The organism is Gilvimarinus agarilyticus (assembly GCF_000832015.1).
Classification (GTDB): domain Bacteria; phylum Pseudomonadota; class Gammaproteobacteria; order Pseudomonadales; family Cellvibrionaceae; genus Gilvimarinus; species Gilvimarinus agarilyticus.
In genome coordinates, this window is sequence record NZ_JXCJ01000001.1 from 2,333,678 (window position 1) to 2,350,726 (window position 17,049).

Below are 17,049 nucleotides of genomic sequence, written 5' to 3' on the forward strand. Positions count from 1 at the left end.
GTTATGGAGCAAATTACAGTACTGGGCGCGACCGGCTCTATCGGTGTCAGTACATTGGATGTGCTTGCCCGCCATCGTGATCGCTATCAGGTGTATGCGTTAACCGCCAGTAGTCGTTGGCAGTTGCTCGCTGAGCAAGTGTTGGAGCACCGGCCTCGTTACGCAGTGATGAGTGATGCCGCCGCCGCTGAGGCGCTGCGCGAGTCGCTGAGCACAACAGATTGCACAACCGAGGTGCTTGCCGGGGAACAGGCTTTGGTTGAGGTGGCCAGTGCCTCCTGTGTCGATACCGTTATGGCGGCTATAGTCGGTGCCGCAGGGTTGTTGCCGAGCTTTGCGGCCGTGGAGTCCGGGAAAAAGGTTTTGCTGGCCAATAAAGAGGTGCTGGTGATGGCCGGTGGCTTATTTATGGCCGAAGCGCGTCGCTCTGGTGCGGAAATTTTACCCATCGACAGCGAACACAATGCGATTTTTCAGTGCCTACCACTGCAAAAAGCGCTGGCCGCTGGTTGCGAGCTCGACAGCCTCGGGGTGCGTAAAATTTTACTGACCGCCTCCGGTGGTCCGTTTCGCGACACACCGCTGGTCGACCTGGCTCAGGTCACACCAGAGCAGGCCTGTGCCCACCCCAACTGGGATATGGGGCAAAAGATTTCAGTGGATTCGGCCACCATGATGAATAAGGGTCTGGAGTTGATTGAGGCCTGCTGGTTATTTAATTGCTCGGCGGACGATATTGAGGTACTGATTCACCCACAGAGTGTCATTCACTCGATGGTAGAGTATGTGGATGGCTCGGTGTTGGCGCAGCTTGGCAATCCGGATATGCGTACGCCTATTGCGCACGCTTTGGGGTGGCCTGAGCGGGTGGCCTCTGGGGTGGCGTCGCTGGATATGGTCGCCGCAGCTCGGTTAGACTTTGGCGCCCCGGATTACGAGCGGTTTCCGTGTTTACAGCTGGCGCAGCAAGCCGCCAGTATGGGGCGGACCGCGCCGGCCGTGCTCAATGCGGCTAATGAGGTGGCGGTTGCGGCCTTTTTACGGGGCGAACTCGCCTTTACCGATATAGCAGAAGTTAATAAGCGAGTCTTGTTGGCCGCGCATTTAACTGAACCGGTCGATTTGGACGTTGTCCAACTCGCCGATACAGAAGCTCGCCAGCACGCTCAGCGTTTAATCGTTGCAGGGCTTTCGTGAGTCATAAGAGGTAGTAGTGGGAATATTACAGATCGTATTCTGGTTTTTTGTCGCCATTATCGTGCTGGTGACGATCCATGAGTTTGGCCACTTTTATGTGGCCAGGCGCTGTGGTGTTAAGGTGCTGCGTTTTTCGGTGGGCTTTGGCAAGGTGTTGCTGCGCCGTTACGATAAATCCGGCACCGAGTATGCGCTCTCGGCAATCCCGCTGGGCGGCTACGTTAAAATGCTCGACGAGCGCGAGGGCAAAGTCGACCCCGCTGAGCTCGATCGGGCGTTTAACCGTCAAAGCGTTGCTAAGCGTATCGCCATCGTGGTGGCGGGGCCGGCCGCTAACTTTATTCTCGCTATTTTAATTTTTTCGGCGCTGCTGGTCTCCAGTGGCGAGCGCGGTATTGCGCCGGTAATAGGGTCGGTGGCCCCAGACTCAGTGGCCGCGGCGGCTAACCTGGAGCCGGGGCAAGAGATTCTGGCGGTTGATGGCGTGCCTACGGCCTCTTGGCAGCAGGTACAGCAACAGTTGTTACGTCGCCTGGGCGAGAGTGGCCCGCTAACTTTCACCACACGTTATTTAGATTCCAGCCTGCGCTATCAATCCGAGGTTGAGCTCGACGGTTGGCTGCGTGGTGTGGCCGAGCCTGAGCCTTTGTCCGGGTTAGGGGTCAAGCCCTTTTTGCCGAGTATCGATGCCGTAGCGGCCGATATAACCCCAGGCAGCCCGGCGGAGCAGGCGGGCTTAATGTCGGGCGACAAGATTGTCGCGGCTAATGATCAGGCAATTGCGGGTGCTCGTGAGTGGATCGAGTTCGTTAAGGCGCGCCCCGGCCAGAGCATTGAGGTGTTGGTGGAGCGTGGCGGTGAGTCTGTGGCATTAACCATGACGCCTGCTACCGTCACTGAGGCTGGCGAGAGTTTTGGTCGCGTCGGTATGGCGATCGCGCCGGGGGAGTGGCCCAAAGATATGATCCGTACCCGGGATTACTCTCTGGTCAGTGGTTTTGTCGCCGGAGTGGACAAAACTTGGGAAACTTCTGCCTTTGTCTTGTTGTCCGTTAAGAAGCTGATTTTTGGGGAAATTTCCACAAAAAACTTGAGTGGAGCAATCACCATTGCTAAGGTTGCGGGTTCTGAGGCTGAAAATGGCTGGCGTAGCTTTCTCGGGTTTTTGGCGCTGCTTAGCGTGTCCCTCGGGGTCTTCAATTTATTGCCGATACCGGTGCTCGATGGCGGTCATTTAATGTACTACATGGTGGAGCTCGTTAAGGGCAGCCCGGTGTCAGAAAAAGTGCAGGCAGTGGGCTATCAGCTGGGGCTCGTCATGGTCATAGGCCTGACAATACTCGCGCTCTATAATGACATCATGAGGCTCTAATCCAGTAAGGATAACGGTGGCCCTCGGGTTTAACCTGAAGGCTGACAGGCGTTGTGTTTGTACAAACTCATAATCCAAAAATAGAACGAATTATATGATGCAAGTTTCCATTCGATTATTCGGCCTGCTGTTGGCGGTGTGCTTATCAGTTGCGGTACACGCCCAGACCTTCCGGGTCAATGATATACGTGTCGAGGGCTTGCAGCGGGTCTCCGCCGGTACTGTCTTTAGTGCTTTACCGATTCGGGTTGGCGACACTCTCACCTCGGTCGATTTGCAAAACGCTACCCGCGAGTTGTTTAAAGTGGGCTTGTTTACCGATGTGTCGATAGGTCGTGATGGCGATGTGCTGGTATTGATGGTAAGTGAGCGGCCCGCCATTAATGAAATCACCTTGGAAGGTAACAAGGTTATTAAAACCGAGCAGTTGATGGAGAGCTTGACCGACAACGGTTTGTCGGAAGGGCAAATTTATCAAAGTGCCACGCTTAACGGCATTAGCCAGGCGTTGGAGCGCGAGTACATTGGGCAGGGCCGTTACGGTGCCTCTGTGGACATCGAAGTCGAAGACTTGCCGCGCAACCAGGTTAAGGTGCTTATCACCATTGATGAAGGTGAGACCGCCCGCATTAAGAAAATCAATGTGGTTGGCAACGAAGCGTTTGATAACGACACCTTGCTCGATTTGTTTGAATTGCAAACGACTGGCTGGTTCTCGTGGATTACCGGTGACGATAAATACAACCGCGAAAAACTCACCGGCGATATCGAGCGGGTTGAATCTTATTACCTTGATCGTGGTTATTTGGGTTTTAACCTCGACTCCACACAAGTTTCTTTGAGCCCGGATAAATCTCAGGTGTTTATCACCCTGAATGTTATTGAGGGTGATGTGTACAAGGTGAGCGAAATTGATTTGGCGGGTGATCCAGCCATTGCCGAGCAGTATATTCGCCGCTTAATCTTGCTGCGTGAGGGCCAGACCTTCTCGCAAACGTTAATGACCACCACCTCCGAGTATATTACTAACCGCTTGGGCAACGAGGGGTACACCTTTGCCGAAGTTGAAGGCATCCCAGAGCGCAATGAAGAAGATAAAACCGTAAAAGTTACCTTTTTTATTGACCCTAAAAAGCGCGCCTATGTACGACGCATTAACTTCCGCGGTAACACCAGTACTAAAGACAATGTGCTGCGCCGTGAGATGCGCCAAATGGAAGGCGGCTCGGCCTCAACCGCCCAGATTGAACACTCCAAGGTACGTCTGGAGCGCCTTGGGTATTTTAAAGAAGTCAATGTCGATACCGTTGAGGTGCCAGGCGTTGCCGACCAGGTGGACGTCGACTTTGCGGTAGAAGAGCAGCCCTCTGGCAGCATGGGCCTGCAGGTGGGTTATGCCCAATACTCTGGCCTGTTGCTCTCGGGTAATATTCAGCAAAACAACTGGTTTGGTACGGGTAAGCAGGTCGGTATTTCTGCCAGCCACTCGCAATATCAAACTGCTTATAGCTTTAACTACAACGATCCTTACTTCACTCCGGATGGCGTTAGCCGCGGTTTTGATGTGTTTTATCAAAGCAGTGATTATGGCCAAATCAACGTGGCGGGCTATAGCACCGACGTGTTTGGCGGCAATGTCAGCTTTGGTTATCCCATCTCGGATGTCGAGCGCTTAAACTTTAGTGTTGGTTTTCGTAATCTAACGGTTAAGCCCAGCCAGTACTCGGTGCGCGAGATTTTGCGGACACCGCTGTACGGTGAAAACGCCGAATACATCACCCAAACAGACTACCTGGAGCTGCGCGAGCAAATGGCGCTGGGTGCTTTAGGCTTGGGTAATGACTTCCCCGTCAGCGACTACGAAACCTATCCGGTGCCCTCCGACGAAGACGACGTTAACCGGATTAAAGGTGAACCAGGGTTTTTGGATGTACACGGCACTGAGTTTCACGACTTTGTGACGAATATTGCCTGGGCTAAATCAACACTTAACCGTGGTATCTTGGCCACTCGGGGCGCGTCTCAGCGCCTTGGGGTCGAGATGGCGCTGCCGGGTGGTGATTTGGAATACTACAAAATCACTTACGATGCGCAGATGTTCCAGCCTCTTACGCGCAGCCTAACTCTGCGTTTGCGCACCAGCTTGGGCTATGCGGATTCGTACGGCAAAACAGAAGAGCTACCCTTCTTTGAGCATTATTATGCCGGCGGGTTTGGCTCCGTACGTGGTTTTGAGCGAAACAGCTTGGGGCCGCGGGCTACACCGCCCGAAGCACAGTTCACGCAGGCCACTATCTGGGATGATATCAATGGTGACGGGATTATTGGCGACGGCGAGACTGGCCAGCGGGTGAATGTTCTGTGTGAAGACCCGAGTCTCGGAGGCTTCTCGTCTGCCACGACGTGCCGTCAAGGTGAGCTTATGACAGGGCTGCAGAGTGTGGTGACAGACCAATCCAACTCGTTCGGTGGCAACTTTTTGGTGGAAACCAGTATTGAATTGTTGTTTCCGCTGCCATTTATCGAAGATCAGCGCTCGTTCCAGACGGCCTTTTTTATCGATGCCGGTAATGTTTTCGATACAAACTGTAGTTCTACCCAATATAACTGTTATGATTTCGCACTTGATCGCATTAGTTCAGCCGCCGGTGTTGGCTTAACCTGGATCTCGAGTTTTGGGCCTTTGACATTCAGCTTGTCTAAGCCATTGCATAAAAACGAGTTTGATCGCGAAGAGAGCTTCCAGTTCTCTATGGGGCGCACCTTTTAAACGGTATGCCTTGTGCGGGTAGTGCGCGGCTTGCAGCCGGCTCACTATGGGATGAACGGATCATTTAAGAGATAAATACGACTACAACTATAGAGGAAAGCGTTGTGAACATTGTGAAGAATTTGCTACTTGCTATTACCTTAACAGCCACAGCCGCGACGGCCACTACGGCACTGGCTGCTGATAAAGTGGTTGTGCTGGATATGCAGGCAGCTATCTTGGGTACTGACCTTGCCAAAAAGAGCATGGAAACCCTGCAAAAAAACGCAGAGTTCACCGCCATGCGCGCTAAATTAGAGAGTCTGGTGGCCGACATTCAAGCGCTGCAAGAGAGCGCTGAAAAAGATGGCATGACGTGGTCAGAAGATAAATTAGCCGAGCACCGCAAGAAAATTGAATATCTGCGTGCCGATTACGAGCTGGCGCAAAAGAAGTTGCAAGCCGAGCAGCAGCAAGTGCTCCAGCGCGTGCAGCAAGAGATAGCGCCTAAGGTTCGCCCGGTACTTGAGAAGCTTATCGAAGACGAGAAAATCGGCATGATCGTTAATGCTCAGTCGGTATTTCATGCCGATGCCGATCACGATATCACGGCCCAGTTGGTAGAGCGCCTGAATAAATCTCAGTAATTTGTGTGGAAAGAGTGAGTGATTAACTACACCCTCCGTCAGCTGGCGGATTACCTCAGTGCTGAGATCGACGATAGCAATGCCGGTTTAGTTATAACCGGCATTGCTGGTTTGGCTTCGGCGAAAAGCGATCAAATCAGTTTTTTAGCCGGGGCGGCTTATGTAAAGTATTTGCCCCAGTGCCAAGCGGCTGCGGTTATACTGCGCCCGGGCGATACTCAGCATTATGACGGCGTATCCTTAATCGTCGATAACCCCTACCTAGCTTACGCGCGCCTCAGCAAGCTGTTCGACCTCAGTGCCGACTCTATCGTGCGCGCGATACACAGCTCTGCCGTGGTGGCTGACAATGTAACGCTCGGCGAAGGTGTCAGTATCGGGGCCAACGCGGTCATCGAAAGCGGCGCTGTGCTGGGCGACGAGGCGGTAATTGGCCCTGGTTGTTATATCGGAGCCGATGTTCAGGTTGGTGCGCGCACCCGCATTGCGGCAAATGCCTCAATTTACCATGGCGTGGTGATTGGCACGGATTCGCTGCTGCACAGTAATTGTGTGATTGGTGCCGACGGCTTTGGTTTTGCCCCCGACGGTGACGGCGGTTGGTGTAAAATCCACCAGCTAGGCAGTGTTGTGATTGGCGACCGCGTCGAGATCGGCGCCTCTACCACCATTGATCGCGGCGCTCTGGACGACACCGTCATTTGCGACGGTGTAAAGATCGATGATCAGGTACATATCGCGCACAATTGCCGTATTGGTGAAAATACCGCCATTGCCGCCAATTGCGGCTTGGCGGGTAGCACCATTATTGGCCGTAATTGTACCTTGGCGGGTGCCGTGGGTATCGTCGGTCACTTGGAGGTGACGGACAATGTCCATATCACTGGCATGACTATGGTGACTAAATCGATCACGACACCGGGCAGTTACAGCTCGGGCAGTAGTGCTATTGATACCCGCGAGTGGCGTAAAAACGCTGTGCGGTTCAATCAGCTCAATGATATCGCCTCCAGGTTAAAGGCCCTGGAAAACGACCGTAATAAGTAAACTTACCCGAGTGGGCGCAAATAATTTTGTTGCCGTTAGGTGAGTTCAACCTGCGTATTAGTGCTAATAAGGCCACATAAAAATGATGGACGTAAATGAAATTCGACAATACCTTCCGCACCGTTACCCGATGCTTTTGGTGGATCGGGTCGTGGAGTTGGTAGAGGGTGAATCTATTGTCGCCTACAAAAATATCTCCATCAATGAAGATGTTTTTAACGGACATTTCCCAGAGTTTCCGGTTTTTCCGGGGGTGTTGATTCTGGAAGCTTTGGCTCAGGCGTCCGGTGTGCTTGGTTTTAAAACCATGGACAAGAAGCCAGAAGATGGCTCTATCTACTTGTTTGCCGGTGTGGATGACGTGCGCTTTAAGCGTCAGGTCATCCCGGGTGACCGGCTGCAGCTTGAGTCGCAAATTATTTCATCCAAGCGTGGCGTTTGGAAGTTTGCCTGTAAGGCAACCGTTGATGGAGAGCTGGCCGCCTCCGCAACGATCCTTTGCGCTGATCGCAAAGTCTAACTAAGAGGCTTGAATCAGTTGACCTTGATAGCTCCTCAGGCAATTATTCACCCGGATGCGAAACTTGCGGATGACGTGAGAGTAGGCCCGTGGACCATAATCGGCCCAGATGTTGAAATTGGTGCAGGCAGCGTCATTGCCTCTCATGTAGTGATCAAAGGGCCCACCCGGATCGGCCAGAACAATCAGATCTTTCAGTTTTCAACCGTCGGTGAAGACACGCCAGACCTTAAGTACAAGGGTGAGCCCACACGACTGGTGATTGGCGATCACAACATCATTCGTGAAGGTGTGACCATTCACCGCGGCACTGTGCAGGATCGCTCCGAAACGACTATTGGCAGCCATAATTTAATTATGGCGTATGTGCATATCGGCCACGATAGTGTGTTGGGAGATCACTGTATCCTCGTTAATAATACGTCACTGGCCGGGCATGTGGTGGTGGGTGATTGGGCCATTCTCAGCGGTTTCACCCTCGTGCATCAGTTTTGCAATATTGGCGCTCATAGTTTTAGTGGCATGGGCAGCGCCATCGGTAAGGATGTTCCGGCCTATGTGTTGGTGAATGGCGCCCCGGCAGCGGCTAAAAGTATCAATGCCGAGGGGTTGCGCCGCCGCGGTTTTAGTAAAGATGAAGTCGCTGCTGTGAATCGTGCCTTTAAGGTGATTTACCGTCGCGGTCTGACCGTAGATGAAGCCCTGCAGCAGTTAGAACCGATTGCTTTGGAATACCCGGCTGTGCGCCCTATGATTGACTCGTTGAACACTTCTAAGCGCGGCATTGTCCGCTGAGCGGAGTTATGACTCAGACGTTAAAAGTCGGTATTGTGGCCGGAGAGGCCTCCGGCGATATTCTGGGTGCGGGTTTGATTCGTGCGTTAAAGAAACACTACCCGCATATTGAGTTTGCCGGCATCGGCGGGCCACGAATGTTGGCCGAAGGGTTTCATTCGTTTTTCCCGCAAGACCGGCTCGCGGTCATGGGGCTCTCGGAACCTCTTAAGCGCTTGCCAGAACTATTGCGTATTCGGCGCTTTTTAATCGATCATTTTAGCGAGCAACAGCCCGCGGTTTTTATCGGTATTGACTCGCCCGACTTTAATCTCACTCTAGAGCAAAAACTCCATGATAGCGGTGTAAAAACCGTTCATTACGTTAGCCCTTCTGTGTGGGCATGGCGCCAGGGTCGTATAAAAAAGATTCGTCGTGCGGTTGATCTGATGCTGACACTTTTACCCTTTGAAGCTCAGTTTTACCGCGACCATAATGTCCCGGTGCAATTTGTCGGTCATACGTTGGCCGATGATATTCCGCTGCAAACCGATACCGCCTTAGCGCGCAGTAAATTGAAGCTAGATCTACCTGCCGAAACGCCTGTTGTGGCCCTTTTGCCTGGTAGCCGACAGGGAGAGGTCGAGCGTTTGGGGCCGGTGTTTTATCAGGCGGCTCGCTTATGCTTAGAACAGCGCCCCGGGCTTAGGTTTGTTTTGCCGGCCTCCAGCGGCCATCGCTATCGACAAATTCATCAGCAGCTTAGCGAATACAGTGATTTACCGGTTACCTTGGTGCAGGGTAAGTCGCACGAAGTGATGGCGGCCGCCGACGTGGTTGTGTTGGCATCTGGCACCACCGCACTCGAAGCAATGCTGCTGAAAAAGCCCATGGTGGTGAGTTACAAGATGGGTTGGCTGTCCTATAAAATTATTTCCGCGATGTTGCGGGTACCCTATGTTTCGCTACCTAATTTACTCGCATCCGAGGCGCTGGTGCCTGAGCTAATTCAACACGACGCCACCGCCCAGGGCATTGCAACTCAGGTACTCGCGTTTTTTGATAACCCGGATCAGGTTGAAACTTTGAAAGAGCGTTTTCTACAGCTGCATGAATCCTTGCGCTGCAACGCGAGTGCGACTGCCGCGAATGCCGTGGTGAACCTGATAGACGGTGTGGCGCCAAATACCGTCGCGCAAGATTAAAGTACATATTTAAAGAACTCCATTCTTGAGGGTTGCACATGGATCCATTTGTCTCTTGCTATAGCGGCTCTTTAGGTGCCGGAGTAGATGAGGTAGGGCGTGGCCCGTTAGCCGGTGATGTGGTTGCGGCCGCGGTTATTCTCGACCCGACGAGTCCCATCGAAGGCTTAAATGATTCAAAAAAACTAACCGAAAAACATCGGCTTTTTCTCTTTGATCGCATCAAGGAGCAAGCGTTAAGCTATTGCATCGCCCGGGCCAGCGTGGCCGAAATCGACTCTATTAATATCTTACAGGCCAGTTTGCTGGCCATGCGGCGTGCCGTTGATGGTTTATCGGTCTCGCCTGAGCATGTGTGGGTGGATGGCAATAAAATCCCTCAGTGGCGCTACAGTGCCGAGGCGGTGGTAAAAGGCGATAGTCGGGTAGCCGCCATTAGTGCCGCGTCCATCCTGGCAAAAGTCACTCGCGATGCTGAGATGGTTGCGTTTGATAAGATTTACCCCGGTTACGGCTTTGCAGGCCATAAAGGGTATCCCACCAAAGTGCATATGGCCGCGCTGGCCAAGCTTGGGGTCAGTGATATTCACCGTCGCTCGTTTGCCCCGGTGAAACAACAACTTGAACAATTAACGATTTTTTAACGGTATCTATGACAGCCCAATTTGTACATCTACGCCTGCATACCGAGTACTCGCTATCGGATAGCTTGATTCGTATTAAGCCCTTAGCCGCGCGACTGCAAGAACTTGAGATGCCTGCCTGTGGCGTGTCCGATCAAACCAACTTTTATGGTTTGATTAAGTTTTACAAAACCATGCAGGGGCAGGGTATTAAGCCTATTGTTGGCTGCGACTTTTTAATTAATGGTGCCGACTCGGAAGCCAAGGCCACCTTAATTACTCTGTTGGCCATGAACGATACTGGCTATAAAAATATTATTGCGTTGATCTCGCGCGCCTACCAAAAAGGTCAGCAGCAGGGCGTTGCTTATGTGGAGCGCGCTTGGGTCAGTGAATTCAGCGGCGGCGTTATTGCGCTCTCCGGTGGGCGTTTAGGGGATGTAGGTTTATCTCTGTTGTCCGGCCGCAACGCTCAGGCACGCACTGAGTTAGCACACTGGATGCAAGAGTTTCCCGGGCGGTTTTATTTAGAGTTGCAGCGCACCGGGCGTGAGTACGAAGAGTCTTATTTACACGCTGCCGTGGCACTTGCCGATGAAGTGCAGTGCCCGGTTGTGGCCACAAACGATGTGCGCTTTTTACGTGAAGATGACTTCGAGGTGCATGAGGCGCGCGTGTGTATCGCCGAAGGCCGAACCCTGGACGACCCGCGCCGCGAGCGGCGCTATTCCGAGCAACAGTATTTGCGCTCTGCCGATGAGATGGCCGAACTGTTTAGCGATATTCCTGAGGCCTTGGCAAACTCAGTAGAAATCGCTAAGCGCTGTACGGTTAATATTCAGCTGGGCGATTACTTTTTGCCGCAGTACCCAATCCCCGATGGCATGACCGAAAACGAGTTTTTTGAAAAGGTCTGCCTCGATGGTATGGATCAGCGGCTGGAAAAAATTCTGGATAAAGCGGCGCCGGACTATCAAGAGCGTTATCAGGTCTACCGGGACCGAATGCAGTTTGAGCTGGATATTATTCTGCAGATGGGGTTCCCCGGTTACTTTCTGATCGTAATGGACTTTATCCGCTGGGCCAAAGAAAACGGTATTCCGGTGGGGCCAGGCCGGGGTTCGGGCGCGGGCTCGCTGGTGGCCTACTCGCTGGAAATTACCGACCTCGACCCACTGCAGTACGACTTGCTGTTTGAGCGTTTCTTGAATCCAGAGCGGGTATCGATGCCCGACTTTGACGTCGATTTCTGTATGGAAAACCGCGACCGGGTGATCAGCTATGTGGCTGAGGCGTACGGCCGCGAAGCGGTAAGCCAAATCATCACCTTTGGTACCATGGCCGCTAAGGCCGTGGTGCGCGATGTAGCTCGGGTGCTGGGTAAATCCTACGGTTTGGCCGACAAGCTCTCTAAAATGATCCCGCCCACGCCGGGCATGACACTCAAACAAGCACTCGAAGAAGTTGAGATGCTGCGCGAGCTACTGGAGACAGACGGCGACGCACAAGAAATTTGGGATATGGCGGTTAAGCTTGAAGGCTTAACCCGTAACGTGGGTAAGCACGCCGGTGGTGTGGTGATTGCCCCCAACCAGCTAATCGACTTTTCGCCGCTGTACTGCGATGAATCCGGTAAAGGGTTGGTTACTCAATACGATAAAAACGATGTCGAAGATGCCGGCCTGGTAAAGTTTGACTTCCTTGGGTTACGCACACTGACCATCATCGATTGGGCCATGGAGATGATCAACGCCCAGCGCGCTAAAACCGATCAACCGGCGCTGGATATCACCACCATCGATCTGGAAGATAAGCCCACCTTTGATCTGCTTAAGCGCGCCGAAACGACCGCGGTGTTCCAGCTAGAGTCGCGCGGGATGAAAGATCTGATTAAGCGACTTAAGCCCGACAACTTAGAAGATATGATCGCGCTGGTGGCGCTGTTTCGTCCGGGGCCGCTGGACTCAGGGATGGTGACCGACTTTGTTAACCGTAAGCACGGTAAAGCGCAGGTTGCCTACCCCGATGCAAAGTATCAGCACGAGTGCCTCGAGCCTATTCTAAAGCCCACTTACGGGGTTATTGTTTACCAGGAACAGGTAATGCAGATTGCCCAGGAGCTGGCAGGCTACAGCCTGGGTGGCGCCGATTTGTTGCGGCGGGCGATGGGTAAGAAAAAACCCGAAGAAATGGCCAAACAGCGGGAGATTTTTGCCGAAGGCGCGAAGGGCAAAGGCATTGACCCGACGCTGGCCATGAAAATCTTTGACCTGGTAGAGAAGTTTGCCGGCTACGGTTTTAACAAATCCCACTCGGCAGCGTATGCTCTCGTGTCTTACCAGACGGCCTGGTTAAAAGCGCACTATCCGGCGCACTTTATGGCGGCGACCATGAGCTCGGATATGGACAAAACCGATAAAGTGGTTACCTTTATCGAAGAGTGCCGCACCATGGGGCTGACGCTGCTGCCCCCGGACGTTAATCGCGGTGAGCTTAAATTTACCGTCGATGACGACAATAATGTGATTTACGGCCTGGGTGCGATTAAAGGCTTGGGCGAAGGCCCAGTGGACAGTATTATTCAGGCTCGTGAAGCCGGTGGCCCCTTTAAAGATCTGTTTGATTTTTGTGCCCGGATTGACCCGCGTAAAGTGAACAAGAGGGCGCTGGAAGCCTTGATTCGCTCTGGCGCTGCAGACAATCTTGGACCGAGCCGCAGCCTCGATCACGACCGGGCGGTTATGTTTGCGGCTATTACCGAGGCGGTGAAAGCCGCCGAGCAGAGCGCCGCTAATGCCAGTGCGGGTATGGTTGATTTGTTTGGCGATGTGGTGCCAGCCGCCGCCAGCGCTGAAGATGCTTACCGGGAGTTCTCCCGCGTGCGCCCCTGGTCTATGAAAGAGCGTTTAACCGCCGAAAACGAAACCCTGGGCTTGTATCTAACCGGCCATCCCATTGATGAGTATGATCAGGAAATTAACTTCCTGGTGTCTTCGCGCATTGCCAATATCACGCCTGACAAAAATACTCAGCGTATCGGCGGCTTGGTGGTGGCGACTCGTACTATGAAGACCAAGCGCGGCGATACCATGGCGTTTATCACGCTGGACGATCGCACCGGGCGAATTGAGATTGCGGTTTTCTCTGACACTTTCAATGAATGTCGCGAGCTGTTAGTTAAAGACGCGCTGCTACTGGTAGAGGGGCAGGTGAGCCACGATGAATACAGCAACAGCCTTAAAATGCGCGCCGACGCCGTGCGAAATTTGGCTGAAGTACGGCAAGAAAAGGCTAGGGCGCTGTGTATATCGCTGAACGCCGGTGAGCTGGGGGCCAATACCTCGGCGCGTCTGCGCGATTGCCTGGAGCCATATCGCGATGGTAAGTGCCCGATTGTCATCGCCTATCAACGGTCGGATGCCCGCTGTCAGTTACGCCTGGGGGCGCAGTGGAGTGTGCGCCCGGAGGATGACTTGCTGCAGCAGTTGCGCGATGATTTTGGTGCCGGGAGTGTTCGGCTCGATTATCGCTAATGACATGTAAGCTACTGGTATCGCCGGGCGATGTGCCCGGTTGCCCTCAACGAGTATTGCGTCCCTCAACGTATGGGGTAACTGTTTAGGGGGCTAACTAAATCCCTGCGATAGTTATTCCGTGCGCTATATAAGCGTTAAGCCTACCAGTGCTTCGAGGTCTAAGTAGTTGTTTTATGGTCTCTACGGCTTATTGCCGTATCGACGAACTTAGCTGCGCTCGATCTCACCACGATCCAAGGCCCCTACATCCAAAAACGGCGAGGCATCCAATGTCTCGGCGTTCATCATTTCGGCCACACGCTGCAGCGAGGCGATGATCATGCCTTGCTCCCAGTCATTCAGGTTTTTAAAGCGCCGGACGAAGTCGTCTTGCAGCGCCGTAGGGGCGCTTTCCAGAATCTTGCTGCCTTTATGCGTAAGCTGCGGGTACACCTTACGCTTGTCCTGCTGCGAGCGGACCCGGGTAATAAGTTCGCGCTTTTCAAGGCGGTCGAGCACAGTGGTTACAGTGGCTTGCGACAAGCTCATGTCACGGGCGAGCTCGCTGATGGTCATATCGCCTTTGTTTTGCAGTATCTGCATTAACAGCAGTTGCGGCCCGGTAACAGAGGCGGTTTTAACCAGTTTTTTAGAGTGTAGGTCAGTGGCGCGGATTACCCGGCGCAGTGATACCAGCACTTCTTCTATTTTATCCATTGCCGTTCTCTGATTGGAAAGCGCGAAATTATAAGCAGCTTTTGCTTCGAGTCCTAATATTTCGGCGTCTATTTGATAGTTCGATGCATTTGCCATAGTGGTGCCTCGACTGATTCGTGTGTCTCTGGACTTACCAAAGTACTTAGTGTACTATACATTAAAACTTAGACCACTAAATAAATATTTTTGGCGCAATTGATAGAAATATCGATAAATAAGTCAAAAAGCCGAGGCGGGGCACTGCGGTGCGACGTTTCGTCATATTTAGGGGGTTATTGTTTACTTTTAATCCTTAGGGAAAAAGCATTAGTTATGAATGATTCAGATACGGTTGTTTTGCGTCACCCCACGGCATCTGACGGCTATGCCGTTAATCAGCTGGTGGAAGCCAACCCACCGCTGGACCCTAACTCAATCTACTGCAACCTGTTGCAGTGCTCGCACTTTGCCGATACCGCTATCGCCGCCTTCAAAGGCGATCAGATGGTGGGCTTTGCCTCGGGCTACGTGCTGCCAAACGAGCCCGATGTGCTGTTTGTGTGGCAAATCGTGGTCGATAAGGCCGCACGCGGCTTGGGTCTGGCTAAAAAGCTGGTAAAAGCGCAGCTTGCCAGCGATGCCTGCAAGCAGGTCACACACCTACATACGACCATTACGCCGGACAACGACGCCTCTTGGGGGGTGTTTAAGTCCTTGGCGCGAGATCTGGGCGCCGAGCTAAACAGTGGCGTGTACTTTGAAAAGCAAGAGCATTTTGGCGGGGTTCACGACGATGAGCACCGCTTAGTGATTGGCCCATTTAAGCGCTAATAATCGCGCCGGCGCCCACAGGTGGCGCCCCGTAGCCAAATCCTAATTAATCGCATACTTATTTGAGGAAACAGCATGAATATTTTTAACGAAATGGAATCAGAAGTTCAGTCGTACGCTCGGTCTTTTCCGGTGGTATTCAACAAAGCAAAAGATTGCTATTTGTATACCGACTCGGGTGAGCGTTATATCGATTTTCTGTCCGGCGCTGGTTCGTTAAATTATGGTCATAACAATGACAATATTAAGCAGGCGCTGCTGGACTATATTGCGGCCGACGGCATCACTCACGGCTTAGATATGCACAGCGATGCCAAACGCAACTTCCTGGAAGTGTTCCGCGATAAGATCCTGGTGCCTCGCGATATGGAATATGTTGTGCAGTTTACTGGTCCAACCGGTACTAACGCGGTAGAGGCGGCGTTAAAAATCGCCCGTAAAATTACCGGGCGCAGCAATATTATTTCGTTTACCAATGGCTTTCATGGTTGTTCACTGGGGGCGGTAGCGGTTACCGGTAATCAGCATCACCGTGGTGGCGCTAACGTTTCTTTATGTGATGTTGATCGCATGCCATTCTGCGGCTACTACGGTCGCGATGTCGATACCGTTAAAATGATGGACAAGCTCTTGTCTGACCCGTCGAGCGGTATCGATAAGCCGGCCGCTATGATCCTGGAGGCTGTACAAGGTGAGGGCGGTCTTAACGTTGCAAGCTACGAGTGGTTGCAAGCGGTCGATAAGCTTTGTAAAAAACACGGCATTTTGTTGATTTTGGATGATATCCAGGCAGGCTGTGGTCGTACAGGTACCTTCTTTAGTTTTGAGAAGGCTGGCATTAAGCCTGATGTAATTACCCTGTCCAAATCACTCAGCGCTTACGGTTTACCGTTTGCGGTTGTTTTGATTAAGCCTGAGCTGGATCAGTGGGAGCCAGGCGAGCACAACGGTACCTTCCGTGGTAACAACCACGCGTTTGTCACTGCCGCGGCGGCTATTGAGCACTACTGGAGCGATAACAAACTAGAGTTGGCCGTACAGGAGAAGGCCGGGCTGGTAACTAAGCGTTTCAAAAAGATTATTGATACGCACGGTGAAATGACCCTTAGCCTTAAGGGCCGTGGTTTAATGCAGGGCATCGATTGTCGCACTGGCGAGCTGGCCAGCAAAGTGTGTGCTCAAGCGTTTAAAAATGGTGTGGTAATCGAAACCTCTGGCAACCACAGTCAAATTGTTAAGTGTTTTTGTCCGTTGACCATCTCCACAGACGCTCTTAACGAAGGGCTCGACAAACTTGAGCAAAGCTTTGCTGAAGTGTTTGAAGATGAGAAATTAAAAAAAGCCTCTTAAGCGTTAAGCTGTAAGAGCAATTGGCGGCTTTTTAGCCGCCATTTTTAATAGTATTTAACCTTGGAGGTAACGATGATTGTACGAAACCTAAAAGACGCCGAAAAAACCGACCGTAAAATTGTTTCAGAAGGGTGGGACAGCACTCGCCTACTGCTTAAGAACGACGGTATGGGCTACTCTTTTCATATCACCACAATTTATCGTAATGCAGAGCTGCATCTGCACTATCAAAACCATTTAGAAACTGTTTATTGTATTAGCGGCTACGGCTCGGTAGAGACGGTTGATGATGGCAAGGTATATCCCATCGAGCCGGGCACGGTTTATAACCTGAACCTTAACGATAAGCATATTTTACGTGCCGACGAAGAAATGAAAATGGCCTGTGTGTTTAACCCGCCGCTGCACGGTAAAGAGGTACACAACGCCGACGGTGCTTATGAGCTGGATGCTGAAGAGGTGAAAGACTAAAACCTAGACAGGGCTAAGTTAGCCTTAATCGTTCCAAGTTTAGTCTTTCTCA

At 52.2% G+C, this 17,049-nt stretch carries 14 protein-coding genes; 13 read left to right on the plus strand and 1 reads right to left on the minus strand.

The genetic code is table 11. The features are described 5' to 3' along the window. Positions 1–3 precede the first annotated feature (3 nt). The 10 genes from ispC (at position 4) to dnaE (ending at position 13,667) form a co-directional block, all read left to right on the plus strand. Entirely contained in the window at positions 4–1,197 is a 1,194-nt protein-coding gene (gene ispC, locus SD69_RS10030) for a 1-deoxy-D-xylulose-5-phosphate reductoisomerase (protein ID WP_041523116.1), read from the plus strand. 16 nt (positions 1,198–1,213) lie between these two features. After that, a complete protein-coding gene (rseP, locus tag SD69_RS10035; RefSeq protein ID WP_041523117.1) occupies positions 1,214–2,569 on the plus strand; it encodes an RIP metalloprotease RseP in 1,356 nt (451 codons plus the stop codon). A gap of 94 nt (positions 2,570–2,663) precedes the next feature. After that, positions 2,664–5,339: an outer membrane protein assembly factor BamA gene (gene bamA, locus SD69_RS10040; protein ID WP_052481048.1), complete on the plus strand. Its 2,676-nt coding sequence runs from the start codon at positions 2,664–2,666 to the stop codon at positions 5,337–5,339. Between the two features lie 104 nt (positions 5,340–5,443). Further along, a complete protein-coding gene (locus tag SD69_RS10045) occupies positions 5,444–5,965 on the plus strand; it encodes an OmpH family outer membrane protein (protein WP_232301175.1) in 522 nt (173 codons plus the stop codon). An 18-nt stretch (positions 5,966–5,983) separates the two neighbouring features. Continuing rightward, positions 5,984–7,012 (plus strand): UDP-3-O-(3-hydroxymyristoyl)glucosamine N-acyltransferase, encoded by a 1,029-nt coding sequence (lpxD, locus tag SD69_RS10050; protein WP_041523118.1) that lies wholly within the window; start codon positions 5,984–5,986, stop codon positions 7,010–7,012. Between the two features lie 82 nt (positions 7,013–7,094). Further along, the gene (gene fabZ / locus SD69_RS10055) at positions 7,095–7,532 is read left to right on the plus strand and encodes a 3-hydroxyacyl-ACP dehydratase FabZ (RefSeq protein WP_041523119.1); all 438 of its coding nucleotides are present in this window, start codon (positions 7,095–7,097) and stop codon (positions 7,530–7,532) included. A gap of 24 nt (positions 7,533–7,556) precedes the next feature. Beyond that, positions 7,557–8,327: an acyl-ACP--UDP-N-acetylglucosamine O-acyltransferase gene (gene lpxA, locus SD69_RS10060; RefSeq protein ID WP_157471786.1), complete on the plus strand. Its 771-nt coding sequence runs from the start codon at positions 7,557–7,559 to the stop codon at positions 8,325–8,327. 8 nt (positions 8,328–8,335) lie between these two features. Next, positions 8,336–9,511 carry a lipid-A-disaccharide synthase gene (gene lpxB / locus SD69_RS10065; protein ID WP_041523121.1) on the plus strand — a complete coding sequence of 392 codons (1,176 nt, stop codon included), beginning with the start codon at positions 8,336–8,338 and terminating at the stop codon, positions 9,509–9,511. Positions 9,512–9,549: 38 nt separating this feature from the next. Continuing rightward, positions 9,550–10,155, plus strand: coding sequence for a ribonuclease HII (gene rnhB, locus SD69_RS10070; RefSeq protein ID WP_041523122.1), 606 nt, complete (start codon positions 9,550–9,552; stop codon positions 10,153–10,155). 8 nt (positions 10,156–10,163) lie between these two features. Continuing rightward, positions 10,164–13,667 carry a DNA polymerase III subunit alpha gene (dnaE, locus tag SD69_RS10075; protein ID WP_041523123.1) on the plus strand — a complete coding sequence of 1,168 codons (3,504 nt, stop codon included), beginning with the start codon at positions 10,164–10,166 and terminating at the stop codon, positions 13,665–13,667. Between the two features lie 210 nt (positions 13,668–13,877). Here the strand turns inward: dnaE and SD69_RS10080 are convergent, their stop codons facing one another. After that, the gene (locus SD69_RS10080; RefSeq protein ID WP_041523124.1) at positions 13,878–14,366 is read right to left on the minus strand and encodes a MarR family winged helix-turn-helix transcriptional regulator; all 489 of its coding nucleotides are present in this window, start codon (positions 14,364–14,366) and stop codon (positions 13,878–13,880) included. Positions 14,367–14,678: 312 nt separating this feature from the next. On the opposite strand from SD69_RS10080, the gene ectA reads away from it, so the two are divergent. The 3 genes from ectA to SD69_RS10095 all read left to right on the plus strand — a co-directional run bounded on the left by ectA (position 14,679) and on the right by SD69_RS10095 (position 16,997). After that, entirely contained in the window at positions 14,679–15,176 is a 498-nt protein-coding gene (ectA, locus tag SD69_RS10085) for a diaminobutyrate acetyltransferase (RefSeq protein WP_041523125.1), read from the plus strand. 75 nt (positions 15,177–15,251) lie between these two features. After that, positions 15,252–16,526 (plus strand): diaminobutyrate--2-oxoglutarate transaminase, encoded by a 1,275-nt coding sequence (ectB, locus tag SD69_RS10090; protein ID WP_041523126.1) that lies wholly within the window; start codon positions 15,252–15,254, stop codon positions 16,524–16,526. 72 nt (positions 16,527–16,598) lie between these two features. After that, on the plus strand, positions 16,599–16,997 hold the full coding sequence (locus SD69_RS10095) for an ectoine synthase (protein ID WP_041523127.1): 399 nt from the start codon (positions 16,599–16,601) through the stop codon (positions 16,995–16,997). The last annotated feature ends 52 nt before the right edge of the window (positions 16,998–17,049 follow it).